Source organism: Lentilactobacillus diolivorans DSM 14421, assembly GCF_001434255.1.
GTDB lineage: Bacteria > Bacillota > Bacilli > Lactobacillales > Lactobacillaceae > Lentilactobacillus > Lentilactobacillus diolivorans.
Genome location: NZ_AZEY01000020.1, coordinates 126,159 through 140,664, shown reverse-complemented (window position 1 = coordinate 140,664; position 14,506 = coordinate 126,159). Strand labels below are relative to the sequence as shown.

Sequence of the window (14,506 nt, the reverse complement as noted above, 5' to 3'; positions counted from 1 at the left end):
TGAACAATCCCCCTAAAGTTATGATTTTAGCTTTAGGGGGATTGTTCATTGTGGCCCTCAGTCGCTGACTTTTTAATTGAGATTAATTATTTGGACAAAATTTAACCTTTATTTAGATTGAATTTAAGGTCAATTTAAACTACTTTTGGAATAATATCATTGTATTCATAATTTGAAAGTAGAGGAGAGATTTCGAATGAAACAGCTACTTGATGATACTAAAATGATTAAAAATATTACTGCTGCACAGTTAGTTAAGGTTTTCTTTCCATTTGTAATTGTTAAAACGGAAGATCATCAATATTGGAAACTTAATTTGTCGGAGAAGGAAAGCCAAGATCCATTATTTTGGGAGTCAATGAAGAAAATTTTACAAGAGAAAATTTGGGTTCCAGTTGGGCGTAAATATCATCAGATGTTGGACAACGGCTGGGAACTTAGCCAAGAATCATAGTGTAACTTAGAATAAATGGTGATTTTAAGAGAGTGGGACGAAAGGCGGTTAACTTCCAGAGCGTAATCTGATTGTCCGAATATTCCGGGCTTGAATGTTTGGATAATTCGATTACGCGGCAGGAAGTTGCCTTTTGGCGCACGTTTTCCACTTGGTAATAATCGTGATTACACAAGCGGGGCTGGACAAAATTACTTTTGTCCCAGCCCCATTTGTGTTTTTCTGAAATTAAAGACTTAATAATTAGCCTAAGTTTAGTTGATTGACTTCCGAACGTTTATGGTCGGGCGTATTGGTTTCCTCGAGCAGCTCTTGTTGCACCACTTGTTTGAGCTTTTGATTCGCTCATATATTGATAATTACCGGGATTGGTTACTTCTGAATAGAATTTGTTACTATCTGATACGAATACCATCCCAGCACCAGCAACCGTCCATTGGCCTTGCTTGGTCGTTGAATGTCCGGTTTGATTGTTTGGACTATGACGGGTGCTTTGATTCTTATGTCTGGTGTCGCGATTCCCATAACCATAACTTGTTGAGGATTTATGATGATGCATCTGGGGACGCATGTGCGTGATTGGTTTTGCATTACTGCTCCCAGTATCATAGTTAATCTTGATTCCCTCAACCGAATTAATGACTGCAATCGAGGTATTGATGGCACCATCTGAAGATTTAATATTAACAATTGATCCACGTGGAATTGTTTCGGTTCCTTTATAAAGCGGGAGGGTCTCATATTCAATTGTGCTGCTGGTTCCAGGATTGTTTTCCCAGTAGTTTTCAGCCGTTTCTTCGGCATATCGCATACCGCCTCCCTGATTGGCGCCAACGTTTTGAGGACGGGTTCCGGTTGTAAAATTATACTGAGAGGTGTATGACTTAGTGCCTAACAAGCTATCGCCGATCGAATGACTTCGATTGTATAGATAGCCGTGATAGGTACGACCTGTTAAGCTGTAATGAATTGCAACCTCGGGATTATCTGACGGCCACGAAGGCGGTGCAAGGGGATCGCCCTGACGTGACCCCTTGGATGATTGATATTCGGAATAAGTTAGAACGGCGCGAGCGGTTGAAGACCGCCCTTGACTGTCACTAGTGAAATGATATTCGCCACGTTTAAGATCAGCAAAGCCGGAATCTTTAGCTTTGCCGATTACATAATAATAATTACCAGTTGGACCGGCAGATTCGTGATTGGTGTCGTAAATCATCTTTTTTAAAATAGTGTTATTCCGTTGTTTTACGGCATGATATGTATGTGAAGCAACCTGTTTATGATGTGATTTTGAGGATGATTTGTGAGTCGATGATTCATTGTTACTGGTTGCGGTGACCTTGGTGGCACTTTCCTGTGAAGATTTCTTATCATTATTATTGCCACACGCGGCTAAGCTCAATGTGACTAAAAGTGCAGCCCCGATGGTGGTTAACTTCTTGAATTTCATAAATTTATCCCCCTGAATGTCGTAATGCTTTTAATGTTTGTGCAACTGGTTCCCAACATAATCGTGTGTAAACATCACCCCTCGCGATATTTTAAAACAACAATTAGTATCAAGAAAAGATCTTTGACATGACCTGAATGTTGGCAATATGCTGCTAGATGGTAGTCATTAAATGACTCAATTAAAATTTAAACCTTTGACGAACGAGTCATATTCGTAGGAATGATAGCGTTTTCTAAAACGTGTGCAAAACTGGCTTTAGAAAACGCTAGGACTCCTTAAAATAATTTCTAAGATGACTAGCAGCAATATGGTTTGTTCGTAATTATTAACCCCTTTCTCAAACGCTTCAATTAGCAAGAATATTTTAATTATAATATGTGGTACGGATTTTGTGTCAATAAAAATTAAAATTATTCAAGGAGCGTTTTATATTAAAAAGGTATTCGAAATTATTTAGCTGATATCACGATCTCGATTGAGAAAGATGCGGATAGGTGATGATCATTCCATAGTAAAAATAATCATGATGAAATTAGAGGCACTATCAGACAAAGTAGGACATGTGTTGCAATCAGTCCCGATTTATTTTTCTGTGTTTTTGAGGATAAAGAAAAATCCCCTAAATGCCTTAAAATCAGCACTCAGAGGATCTCATGTTTTTCCATATTGTTCAAATAATCACCCGCACGGGGCTCGAACCCGTAACTCCGCCTTGAGAGGGCGACGTCTTAAACCAGTTTGACCAGCGGGCAATACTCTCAAACCACTATAATAGTATATGAAATTTGGAAACGTTTGTCAACAACAGATCCTAAATAATCTAGTAACGTTGGTTTGCCTAGCTAATTAAGAAAGGGAGCTACTCGACATAGGTGGTTTTAACGTTAATCAATTCATGCTGATCATTATAACGAACTTTAAAGCGGAGGTGGTCATCGATTTGAATGGTATTTCGTAAAATTAGCGCGTTCTTTTCTTGAATTGTTAGCTCATGGAATGTCTTTATCTTTTCAATAATTTTTTTATTAGATTTTTTATCGGGCATAAAAGTCATCCTTTAATCTAGGATAATTCTTACTATCATTAAAATAGTAGTGGATAGCCGTGAATTTAATGTGATAAAAATATGATGAAACCGTGAAATAATTGATGGGGTATCTTGATATTATTGTAAAAGAAAACCGTTGTTTAAGCGTCTTCACACTCGCAACAACGGTTAAATTAGTATTGGGTATACTGGGCTCGAACCAGTAAATTACGGATTCAGAGTCCGCTGCCTTACCAATTTGGCGAATACCCAATGAAATATTACAGTTAATTATATTATCGAGTTTTGCGCCACTTGTCAATACCAATTTTGTTAATGATTGCGTATTAGGCAGCTTTTATGAACCTCATAACAGTTGACCAGCCTTTTTACCAATTCTTTCTAAAAAATTTGTCCGGGATCGTTGCCGACAATGTTCAGCGTTGTATAAGATGTCCAGCTTAACAGGCTTAACGCCACAGAGTTTCAGAATTTGTCGCTGGAGAACTCGGCCGTAGTCGGCCAAGAATGGCTTAAAGATAATTGGTGAGTTGCAAGTTGTAATAATCCAAGCTTTCTTGCCGGAAAGCATTCCAACCATTCTTTTGCCGTGGTATTGATAAGCAAAACCACACGTAAAGACACGATCGATGAAGCCCTTTAATATAGCCGGCATCCCTGACCACCAAATCGGAAAAATAAATAGGAAGTCGTCTGCCCAAGAGATCAGGTCTCGGAAAGGTTTCATTTGAGAATTATCTTTTAGGTTTCGCCGTGGATGGTTAGCATCAAAATTTAAGAGTGGGTTGAAATCTGTTTTATATAAATCTAAAATTTGAATTTCATTTCTGGAATTTAGATGTTGTGAGACCGACTTTAGAATTTCATGATTAAAGCCGCTATGGTTGGGATAAGCGTAGATGATGAGAACTTTCATTTTGGCGTTGCCTCCAGTCGAAGCTGATTTCCAATAAGGCTTATCTTTTGAATGAGGTGAGGGACATTTGCAAACGCTTGCTGCCGTGCCGAAGTTTCGATATCTTGTGCGATTAAATCTAATGATTGATAGAATTGCGCCTTTGCTTGGAACAATTGTCGCTTTTCTTGTAGAAATGAAAGTGTGCTTTCTTTACAACTCTCAGAAATAGGCGAGTTCATCAGATTAATAATCATTTTTATTTCTACTAACTTAAGTCCGGCAAGTTTTAAATTTTGAATCGTATTGATTAGACGAATGTCCGAATTTGAGTAGTCGCGGTATTGATTCGAATTTCGTTTAGGGGAAACAATGTGATGTTGATCGTAATATCTTAAAGTATCTTTACTGCAGCCTGTTTGTTTGGCACATTCTTGAATATTCATCATTATTCACGACCTTTGACTATTATTATCAATTTTAAATGGATCATTAAACGATTCCGTAATGTTACTAGGCGGTCAATGATTGTCCCGATTGATTAAAAACATCTTAGCATTTGACCTAGGTCGAAGGTCAAGATTTATTTGACTATCGAAAATGTCCTTGCTTTTTAGGGTGATAAAAAGTGCGCCGCTGGAGGCTGAATGATTCACCCCTTAACGGCGCACATATATTAATCAATTAAATGTCTTACCAATAACCCAGAGCGCCTGTTAATTTAGCGCGGTCAACATCACGTGATGATAATTGACCTGTTTGATAGGCCTTGGGGTCATTTGGATCCACTGGACTGGTCCACGAATATTTGACTGGACTTGGTGTTGCATCAGGTTCGTCACTGACAGGCGCATACATGACGTCATTTTGGTAAGGCGTGTGGTATAAGCCGAGTGCATGCCCAAGCTCGTGCATAATCACTGTTGCCCAATAATTGGTAATTTGTTGATTTCCAGCTGACGTTGCAGCATCTTGATAAGCATATTGGACAGCTTGCCGAAGTTGTTCAATTTGATCATTGTATGAATCTCGAAGTGATTGGTCTGTCTGTTCGTAAGTTGATTTCAAAACTGCAAGCTGTCTTTGTACAGCGGCTTTTGCAGCACTCGTTGTGGCACTGGCTAATTTTTGCTGAAGCGCCGCGTACTGATTCTCGTAGTTGGTACGGTTCTTTTTAATTTGAGCATTTGTATCAGCTGTTAACTGAGCTGACTGGTTAGAAATACTACTCAGTTTTGCAGCCAATTGAGGTGATAGTGAAATACCGCTTCGACCATAAGTAGGGTCATTAAAGTTATTAGTATCAACCTCAACGGTATTACCACTGAACAAACCATCCCAGCCTTGTGCACTACCATCCCCGAATTTAACTGTTAAGGTGTGGTTGGCCTGAGTTCCCAAAACAAAGACTTGTCTTCCAAGTGCATTATTCCAATTATTGATGGCCGTATCAACATAGTTAACTAATTGGCTGTCAGCAACGTAGATCGTTGCTTGGTGATTGACAAAAACACCACTATCAGCAAATTGTGATAGGTTAAACTGTGTATTAAATGTGCTGGGGTACTTTGCATAGGTTGCTGCACTTAAAGTTAATAATTTGCTGTTAGGATCCAAATCCGGTGAAGCTGTGATCAGGTCATTTAAATCCGGTGCAGAAAGGGCAATGCTGTTATCCATGACTCCGGAATTTGAATTGTTGTTGGATTCATTATTATTGGTAGCGGATGAATTGGATTGATTAGATGAAGAAGATGCTGTTTTCTGAACCTTACTGAGGTATCCGCGCCAAATCCAACCAGCAATTTTTTTGTTAGACGAGTTTTTTGCATAGTAATATAAACGGTATTTCCCGTTAATGCGTATTTTTTGCTGGTAACTCACTTTAAAAGTTTTATTTGCATATGCAGCAAGTTTGAATTTCTTTGATCCAAGTTTTGCTGAATAAGCATAGGCCTTTTTAGCTTTGGATTTATCAATTTTATAAGACGTCTGTTTGGTCTTATGCCGCCAAATAACCTTGATACTTGTCTTAGCTTGCGTTGGAGTGGTTTGCTGAAATAAAAACCCAGTGGAAAATGCCATTGTTGCAATTAGAAGGCTCGAGAGTACTTTTTTGTTGACGTTCATTGGTAACTTCCTCCAATAATTGTTTACAAGTTAATGCTTCTTAATTCATGATAACAGAGAATTTGATACACACAAGCGATTAAATAAACTCATTGATTAACTAAAGTATAACTCGAAGTAACGGTAATGGTGGCATTATCCATCCACTTAATTATTAAGCGCATGCTGAATATGATGCCAAATGATTAAAAATCACGTACTTCTGTATATCCGTTGTGTAAATTTATCAATCTAATAAAATAGAGAGGGGCCAGTATGCGCGTTTTATGTCGATACTGTAGTCACGGCCAATTATAAAAAAAGTGGAATATGGTGCCATTCCCATTTGGATGGGGAACAGACCATTATCCACGCTGACGATTGATTATTCAAATGATAAATCCACTAGATATTTTCCTTTATTTGCCAGATGAGAGGTTGTAATCCACAACTCATGATAGCTGGTGTCTTTCACGGCAGTTTTATCATGAAAGTAGTCCAATAACTCATTATTCATTGAAATAAACTCTGAGGCCATTCGATTCACTTCGAGTTTTTGGTCTGGAAAATAAATTTCTGGATTGCCTAGCTTCACATCATCATCCAAATACATTTCAACAACATTGTCATACCTGTCTGGATTAATCATAACTTTATTGGGATGGGCCTTAATGTATGAAAGAACATGATAAATTGTATCGGAATTACTAGCCAAAGGATGATTCCTCCAATCATTCTAATCTTCTCTCAATTAGTATACCATGAAAGATTTATCAGAGTTTGGTTGGCTGCCAACTAGTACGCTTAGTTGCTTTATCTTAGGAATGATAAGGGTTACAATTAATAGACAAATTGGTTGCAGTATTTTGGGGAAGTGGGGATCGAGTTGATTAAACTAATCAGAAGCCGGATATCATACCTAGCTGTTTTGGGGGCAGTTTTGTTTTTAGTGTTACAAGTTATGAGCGATTTATATTTACCGACTGTTACGTCAAATATCATTGATAAAGGGATTGCTCAAAATAACATTAGTTACATATGGCAGGAAGGATTCAAAATGATCCTGGTTTCTTTTTTAGGTGTCGCTGCTGCGGGTGGCAATATCTTCTTTGCCGCAACCCAATCAATGAAAATGGGCCAAAAAATTCGCGACGACATGTTTGATAAGGTGACTCATTTTTCAGAAGCCGACATGAACCGATTTGGAGCGGCTTCTTTAGATACGCGAACAACAAATGATGTTGTCCAAATTCAAAACGTGATGGTTCAAATTTTGCGAATGATGTTAATGGCACCTTTTATGCTGATTGGTGCTTCCACGATGGCATTTGTTAAAAGTCCCCGGCTGACGATTATTTTCCTGATTACCTTACCAGTGATTGCTTTGATCGTTGGGGTGCTGATGTATTATGTGGTCCCTTTATTTAAAGTTCTTCAAAAGAAGACTGACCGCATTAATTTAATTTTTGGCGAGACATTGACGGGTGTTCGGACAATCCGGTCATTCAATCAAGATCATTATGAAAATCGTCGTTTTGATGCAGCAAATAAAGATTTTGCAAATACAGGGATTAGGGCATTCACAATTGTGTCGTTTATTATTCCAATCGTGACAATTGTCTTCAGCTTTATTAATGTTGCAATTATTTGGTTTGGCGGTCAAATGGTTTCAAATCAATCACTGGCAGTCGGAAACCTGGTTGCATTTATGACCTATTCAGGTCAAATTCTTTTTAGCTTTATGATGTTATCAATGATTTTCGTCTTTCTCCCACGGGCTTCAGCATCGGCCACTCGGATTAACGAAGTCTTGTCGGTCAAAGATACCATCACCGATCCTGCAATTCCGGTTGATTTTCCGGTTCAGCAGAGCGGAACATTATCCTTTGAACACGTTTACTTTCGTTATTCAAACGCGGAACAACAGACGCTGCAAGATATTAATTTTTCGGCCCATACTGGTCAAACGGTGGCAATTATCGGTGGCACCGGATCTGGTAAATCAACTTTAATTAATTTAATTCCAAGATTGTTTGACCCTGAAAGTGGTGTTGTAAAAATAAATGGTGTCCCAGTTAACCAATTAACCCAACATGACCTTCACGAACAAATTTCAATTAATCAACAACAGGCAATTCTGTTTGCAGGAACCATTAGAGAAAATATGCATTATGCGAAACCGGATGCGACCGATGACGAAATTTGGTATGCACTAACAATTGCCCAGGCAACAGAATTTATTACGACTGAAAACGGTGGTCTTGATTATCACGTTGAACAGAATGGCGACAACTTTTCCGGTGGTCAAAAGCAGCGATTGGCAATTGCTCGAACGATTTTAAAACCGGCTGAAATATATATTTTTGACGATTCTTTCTCAGCACTGGACTTTGAAACCGATGCCAAATTGCGGATGGCCCCTAAAGAATGATCCTCAAATCAAGAAAGCAATTACAGTCATTGTGGCCCAACGGATTTCAACGGTTGCGGATGCAGATCTCATCATTGTTCTGGATGATTGTAAGATAAGTGGCATCGGCAGCCACAAGGAATTAGCCGCTTCCAATGCTGTTTACCAGGAAATCTTGAGTTCACAGATTGGCCAAGGGGGGAATGAATAATGCGAACACCACCGATTAGGGGCGTTGTGACTAAGCCAAATGATTTTTGGGGTGCCACGCGGCGGCTGATTCGATATACGCGGCGTTGGTTACCGATAATTATTCTGGCAATTTTTATGGCAATTGGTTCAGTTATTATGGACATTGTTTCGCCTAAAATACTTGGGCAGGCAACAACCGAAATTTTTAAAGGCGTTATGATTGGCATTCGTAAAATGCGTTCTGGAAATCCAGTTCAGTCGTTTCCAATCAATTTCGACAAGATTATTCAGATTTTAATTATGGTCGTGATCCTGTATGTTTTCTCAGGAATTTTTCAGCTGGTCCAGCAGGTTGTAATGACCCGGATTTCTCAAAACATTGTTTACCAGATGCGAAAAGATTTGAAGGAAAAAATGACTCGGTTACCGGTGTCTTTTTATGATTCGCATAACAAGGGTGATATTTTATCACGGGCCGTGAATGATATGGATAATATCAATACCATGCTGCAGTCCAGTCTAACGCAGTTGATTACCAGCTTCTTCATGTTCTTTGGCGTGTTATTCATGATGTTAACAATTTCTTGGAAATTAACATTGGTTGCTTTGCTGACATTACCACTTAGCTTACTGGTTGTTAGTTTTTTCGCACCAAAATCGCAAAAGTTTTTCAGGACCCAGCAGCGTGAACTTGGCATTTTAAATGGTCAAGTCGAGGAATCCTATAACGGCCACAATGTCATTAAAACATTTAATCGTGAAGAGCCAACCATCCATGATTTTAAGCAAAAGAATATTCGTTACTATCAGGCATCTTGGAAGGCACAGTTTGTTTCCAGCTTCTTGTTTCCACTAATGAATTTAATTAAAAATCTGGATTATGTATTTGTTGCTATTATTGGAGGTATTCAGGTGATGCAAGGGCAAGTCACGTTGGGAAATGTTCAAGCATTCTTGCAATATACAAATATGTTTTCGCAGCCAATTACCAGGATGGCAAATTTAACAAATACAATCCAGTCAACCATTGCTTCTGCTGAACGAATTTTTGCCATTTTTGATGAATCTGAGATGGATCCAAACCAAACCGATTATCCGGTTGATCCGAATGATCACACAGCTGTTAAGTTTGAACAGGTTAACTTCCAATATGTTCCGGATCAGCCACTCATTAAAGCCTTTAATTTAGTTGTTAATCCAGGCGAAAAAATTGCAATCGTTGGGCCAACAGGGGCAGGGAAAACGACCATCATTAATTTATTGGAACGGTTTTATGAAGTAAATTCCGGATCAATTAAAATGGGTGGTGAAGATATTCGTAATCGAAAACGGCCGCAGATTAGACGGAAGATGGCAATGGTGCTGCAGGAATCGTGGCTATTTAACGGTAGTATTTACGATAACATTAGTTACGGTAAGGAGAACGCCACGAAGGACGAAGTGATATCAGCTGCCAAGGCGGCACATGCTGATTTATTTATTCGTGAACTTCCGGATGGCTATGATACGGTCTTAAATGAAGATGCAACCAATATTTCTCAAGGCCAAAGACAATTGTTGACAATCGCCAGAGTTTTTCTCGCCAATCCCGAAATTATTATTTTGGATGAAGCCACTTCCTCTGTTGATACGCGGACTGAAAAGTTAATTCAAACTGCAATGGATAAATTATCTGCTGATCGAACCAGCTTTGTGGTGGCCCATCGCCTGTCAACAATTAAAAATGCTGACAAAATTGTCGTGATGAACCGTGGCCAGATTGTCGAAATCGGCAGTCATAAAGCGTTGATGGCTAAAAATGGCTTCTATGCAAACTTGTATAATTCCCAATTTATTGGTAATACATTATTAAGCAGTTAATTTGGCAGAAAGGCTGGATTCGGTTTAATGAAATATGCAAAAACGATTGCAACAATGTATCAACTTGTCGCTGACGGTATCGTGCCAGGGGTGACATACGGGATTATTAATCATGGCGCCGTTTTGTCTGACAATTTTGGTCAGCAGGAATTGGTTCCTGAGCGTTTGCCGTTGCACACTGGGGAGACCTATGATCTAGCATCTTTGACAAAAGTCGTTGGGACAACCAACTTGATATTGCGCTTACTTGTATTAGGCAAGCTGTCATTAAACGATTCGATTAGTCAATACTTGCCTGAATGGCAATCGCCCCAAGTGACAATTCGGCACTTGCTGACCCATACTTCTGATATTGTGGGATATATTCCGCATCGAAATGAGTTGGCTAAACCCGATTTAATTTCCGCGTTATTAAATTTAAAGAGTGGTCCAGACATTGGCAAAGTCATTCACTATCAAGATTACAATTTTATTTTTCTGGGTTGGATTGCCTCTAAAATTTTAGGAGAACCGGTTCAACAATTAATAGCTAAGGATGTCTTGCAACCATTGGACATGTTAAACACAACTTTTCATCCTTGTAACATTTCTAACGTGGTCCCAACTGAAAATCTTGTTGGCAAAGGTCTTTTACGAGGGAGTGTTCATGATCCAAAGGCACAAATTTTAGGTGCCGATTGCGGTTCGGCAGGCTTATTCTCTAATTTAAGCGACTTGCTTCACTTCAGTAAATGGTTACTTGGTGAAGTGAGGTATCCGGAATTCTTGTCAGATGAGTGGCTCGATCAGTTCTTTATTGATCAAACACCCGGCCAACTAAAAAGTCGATCTTTTGGTTGGATTCTAAGACAGTATAAAGATCATCCGTATATTTTGCATACTGGATATACGGGAACAATGATCATTATCGACAGGCAAGCTCAGCAAGCTTTAGTATTCTTGTCGAACCGGGTTCATCCACATCCGACCAATCAGTTGTTTTTACCAAGACGGAGCCAATTAATTCAAACATTTATTCGTGAAGCAAATAATGATTATCATTAGCCGATGTGAATGAAATCGATTTTCGGCCGCAGTGCCAACTATAACAATAAGCGCTGAATGTTGAAATCACAGCATTCACATTGTTATGGTTCTAGATGACTGCTTCAAAAATGAGATCATTTATGGTGAAGACTATTAATTAAAAAAATAAAAAGGATTCGCGTTTGGCAAATTTAATTGCCGCGCAAATCCTTTTTGTAGTTGACAACTAGTTTGCAGCGACTAATTGTTATGATAGTTAACTAAAATGTTGGCGTTACTTTCAGTGTTTCTTGTTGTGTTAAATCTGCGTTCGGATATTTTCGTTTGAGAGCGTTCATCAAAACGTGTTTCGCAATTTGATTATTTCTGGCCAAAATTGGGCCGTGGAAGTAGGTACAGTACACATTTTTATAAATCGCACCTTCAGTTTTATCTTGACCGTTATTGCCATGGCCTTCCAGAACTTTTCCTAGTGGTCGCTCACCTTTACCAAGAAATGTAATGCCTTGGTGATTTTCAAATCCATGATACTTTTCGCCGGTTTCTTCATTTTCGATGGTAATGTTACCGATAAATCGATGATCCTTTTGTTTGTCAGTATGGTGGTCAAGTGCGCCAATGCCTAATAACTTTTCACCATTGGCACCAATATAATAATGGCCTAGCAATTGATAACCACCACAAATTGCAACTACGGATCCATCGTCCTCGATGAAGTTGGTCAACGCCTTTTTCTTAGTTTGGATATCCTGGGAAATAATAGATTGTTCAAAATCTTGACCACCGCCAAATACAACAATATCATACTTTCCTGCGTTGAAGTCTTGATCGAGACTAACCACTTCGGATGATAATTCGACACCCATCTTGTTAGCCATATATTTTAAAACTAAAATGTTTCCCAAGTCACCGTAAGTGTTCATTAAATCACCATACAAGTGACAAACGTTTAGTGAGTATGCCATTATCCCATGCCTCCCTTGATAAATCCCTTCTGGGCAAATGTTTTTCGTAATCGCAGCATCGCAGTATACGTGGCTAAAATATAAACTTTTTTGGTTGGCGCGTCGGGGATCATTTCAACTACCTTGTCCAAATCCGGTTCAACTAAGTGCTTTTCAGGATTAACACCGGCAACTTGCAGTCGGTAAGTGATATCTTTGTAACGTTCACCACCGGTAATGAATTGTTTAATGTTCATTTTAGGGAGTCGTTCAAAGTCACCGTCCCAAATCCAACTGGTGTCAATCCCGTCTGCATAATTTGCATTGAGTAAGCCAATGAATGTAAATGGATCTTTATCAGTTGAAATCATATCAATGACTTGATTTAATCCCACCGGATTTTTAACCAGGATAAGTGTGACCAGTTTGCCGTCAACGTTGATTTCCTCTTGACGACCAAAGATATGTTTCCCTTGTTCAAACGCCTTCTTGGTTTGTTCGGGAGTTACGCCCATAAATCGGCCAACTGTGTAAGCTGCCAAGGCATTATAAATATTGTAAATTCCCCCGATTTCAATTTTAATCGATTCGCCATCAATTTCAAAGGTAGATGACTTGGGGGTTAAGTGGGTAATTTTGTTTAGTGCAAAATTCAGCTTTGGCCGTTCAAATCCGCAGTTCGGACAAAAATATTTACCGAGGTTTGAATAACTGATGAAACGATAGTGGAGAATGTGTTGACACTGTGGACACAAGACCCCATCAGTATTTGGGGTTGCTTTAATGTCTTCGTCCGGTTGATTATCAAATCCATAGTATACGATGGGATTAGGTAATTGTTTACTATGAAAGATTGGGGCGTCACCATTTGCAATAATGGTTGCGTTTGGTGCCAGAGCAACACCGTTCAAAATCTTTTGATACGTTGTATAGATTTCACCATATCGATCCATCTGATCACGGAAAATATTTGTGAAAACAAATGCCTTGGGCTTGATGTATTGGGTAACCTTGATGACATTAGCTTCATCGACCTCAAGAACAGCTAACGGCCGTTTGTTTCGGCTGGGTGCTGCGTGTAGGAAGGTGGTGATAATGCCCTGTTCCATGTTCGAACCAGTCGGATTGGTCAGGATGTTTTCGTACTTTTCCTTTAGTACTTGAACAGTCAGCGCTGTAGTTAGAGTCTTACCATTTGTACCGGTGATGACAATCACATCGTAGTTTCGACCTAAAGTTGATAAAATATTTGGATCAAGTTTTTTGGTGATCTTACCGGGTAAGGAACTGCCACCCTTAAAGAATGTGTGTAAGAACCAGTAAGAGGACTTACCGGCAGCTGTTGCAATTGAACTTCTTAATGACATAAAAAATGACTCCTCTGAGATGAAGTATCGGACTAATCAAACATTAAGTTTATCATATGCGTGCCGATTAGCGTTAAGATTTTACCGTAACTATCGAATTTCTCAATAATTTCTGTATAATAGAGAAGGATCTCTTAAGGAAAAAGGTGGAAAATTTGGCACAACTCTTTTATCGTTACGGTGCAATGAATAGTGGCAAGACGATTGAAATCATCAAGGTCGCTCATAACTATGAGGAGCAAAATAAAAGTGTTATCATTATGACCAGTGCACTTGACACCCGGGAAAAGCAGGGGATGATCGAATCCCGAATTGGTTTGGAACGTCAGGCGGAACCGATTTTTGATCAAACCAATATCTTTGAGCGCGTTCAAGAGTTGGATCCTCATGCAAGCTGCGTGTTAATTGACGAGGCACAATTTTTGAAGAAGAAGCATGTGTTTCAATTAGCGGAAATTGTGGATGAACTTCATATTCCCGTGATTGCGTTTGGCTTAAAGAATGATTTTCAAAATCATTTGTTTGAAGGTTCTGAATACTTACTATTATATGCTGACAAAATCGAAGAAATGAAAACGATCTGTTGGTTCTGTGGTAAAAAAGCGATCATGAATCTGCGGTTTCACAATGGTAAGCCTGTTTATGAAGGCGAGCAAATTCAAATGGGGGGTAATGAGTCTTACTACCCGGTTTGTCGCCGCCACTACTATAATCCACCTATTAAGTAACGAAGTGAGGAATTATT

The 14,506-nt window shown here is 39.1% G+C and carries 12 protein-coding genes, 2 tRNA genes and 1 pseudogene; 5 read left to right on the top strand and 10 right to left on the bottom strand.

The window, feature by feature from the left end; all coding sequences use genetic code 11:
• Positions 1 to 196 precede the first annotated feature (196 nt).
• A complete protein-coding gene (locus FC85_RS02050) occupies positions 197 to 454 on the top strand; it encodes a hypothetical protein (protein WP_057863906.1) in 258 nt (85 codons plus the stop codon).
• A 277-nt stretch (positions 455 to 731) separates the two neighbouring features.
• Here FC85_RS02050 and FC85_RS02045 read toward each other — a convergent pair whose 3' ends face one another.
• The 8 genes from FC85_RS02045 to FC85_RS02010 all read right to left on the bottom strand — a co-directional run bounded on the left by FC85_RS02045 (position 732) and on the right by FC85_RS02010 (position 6,677).
• Positions 732 to 1,907, bottom strand: coding sequence for a DNA/RNA non-specific endonuclease (locus FC85_RS02045; RefSeq protein ID WP_057863905.1), 1,176 nt, complete (start codon positions 1,905 to 1,907; stop codon positions 732 to 734).
• 681 nt (positions 1,908 to 2,588) lie between these two features.
• Positions 2,589 to 2,662 (bottom strand) — tRNA-Glu (locus tag FC85_RS02040).
• A 107-nt stretch (positions 2,663 to 2,769) separates the two neighbouring features.
• Positions 2,770 to 2,955 carry a hypothetical protein gene (locus FC85_RS02035; RefSeq protein WP_057863904.1) on the bottom strand — a complete coding sequence of 62 codons (186 nt, stop codon included), beginning with the start codon at positions 2,953 to 2,955 and terminating at the stop codon, positions 2,770 to 2,772.
• A 182-nt stretch (positions 2,956 to 3,137) separates the two neighbouring features.
• A tRNA-Gln gene (locus tag FC85_RS02030) sits at positions 3,138 to 3,210 on the bottom strand.
• Positions 3,211 to 3,304: 94 nt separating this feature from the next.
• Positions 3,305 to 3,874: an NAD(P)H-dependent oxidoreductase gene (locus FC85_RS02025; RefSeq protein WP_057863903.1), complete on the bottom strand. Its 570-nt coding sequence runs from the start codon at positions 3,872 to 3,874 to the stop codon at positions 3,305 to 3,307.
• On the bottom strand, positions 3,871 to 4,302 hold the full coding sequence (locus FC85_RS02020) for a MerR family transcriptional regulator (protein WP_057863902.1): 432 nt from the start codon (positions 4,300 to 4,302) through the stop codon (positions 3,871 to 3,873). The genes FC85_RS02025 and FC85_RS02020 overlap by 4 nt, the downstream gene beginning before the upstream one ends.
• Before the next feature lie 244 nt (positions 4,303 to 4,546).
• Complete coding sequence (locus FC85_RS02015) at positions 4,547 to 5,983, bottom strand: matrixin family metalloprotease (protein WP_057863901.1); 1,437 nt, start codon at positions 5,981 to 5,983, stop codon at positions 4,547 to 4,549.
• A gap of 364 nt (positions 5,984 to 6,347) precedes the next feature.
• Positions 6,348 to 6,677 (bottom strand): hypothetical protein, encoded by a 330-nt coding sequence (locus tag FC85_RS02010; RefSeq protein WP_057863900.1) that lies wholly within the window; start codon positions 6,675 to 6,677, stop codon positions 6,348 to 6,350.
• A 171-nt stretch (positions 6,678 to 6,848) separates the two neighbouring features.
• Between FC85_RS02010 and FC85_RS02005 the strand changes: the two are divergent.
• From FC85_RS02005 to FC85_RS01995, 3 genes and pseudogenes are all read left to right on the top strand, one after another.
• Positions 6,849 to 8,583: pseudogene (locus FC85_RS02005) on the top strand (ABC transporter ATP-binding protein).
• Entirely contained in the window at positions 8,583 to 10,424 is a 1,842-nt protein-coding gene (locus FC85_RS02000; protein ID WP_057863899.1) for an ABC transporter ATP-binding protein, read from the top strand. The pseudogene FC85_RS02005 and the gene FC85_RS02000 overlap by 1 nt, the downstream one beginning before the upstream one ends.
• A gap of 27 nt (positions 10,425 to 10,451) precedes the next feature.
• Complete coding sequence (locus FC85_RS01995; protein ID WP_057863898.1) at positions 10,452 to 11,468, top strand: serine hydrolase domain-containing protein; 1,017 nt, start codon at positions 10,452 to 10,454, stop codon at positions 11,466 to 11,468.
• A gap of 242 nt (positions 11,469 to 11,710) precedes the next feature.
• Here FC85_RS01995 and FC85_RS01990 read toward each other — a convergent pair whose 3' ends face one another.
• Both FC85_RS01990 and FC85_RS01985 read right to left on the bottom strand, forming a co-directional pair.
• Positions 11,711 to 12,415 carry a type 1 glutamine amidotransferase gene (locus tag FC85_RS01990; protein WP_057863897.1) on the bottom strand — a complete coding sequence of 235 codons (705 nt, stop codon included), beginning with the start codon at positions 12,413 to 12,415 and terminating at the stop codon, positions 11,711 to 11,713.
• On the bottom strand, positions 12,415 to 13,761 hold the full coding sequence (locus FC85_RS01985; protein ID WP_057863896.1) for a Mur ligase family protein: 1,347 nt from the start codon (positions 13,759 to 13,761) through the stop codon (positions 12,415 to 12,417). The genes FC85_RS01990 and FC85_RS01985 overlap by 1 nt, the downstream gene beginning before the upstream one ends.
• Before the next feature lie 155 nt (positions 13,762 to 13,916).
• Here FC85_RS01985 and FC85_RS01980 point away from each other — a divergent pair, with 155 nt between their 5' ends.
• Positions 13,917 to 14,489 carry a thymidine kinase gene (locus tag FC85_RS01980; protein WP_225427537.1) on the top strand — a complete coding sequence of 191 codons (573 nt, stop codon included), beginning with the start codon at positions 13,917 to 13,919 and terminating at the stop codon, positions 14,487 to 14,489.
• Positions 14,490 to 14,506 lie beyond the last annotated feature (17 nt).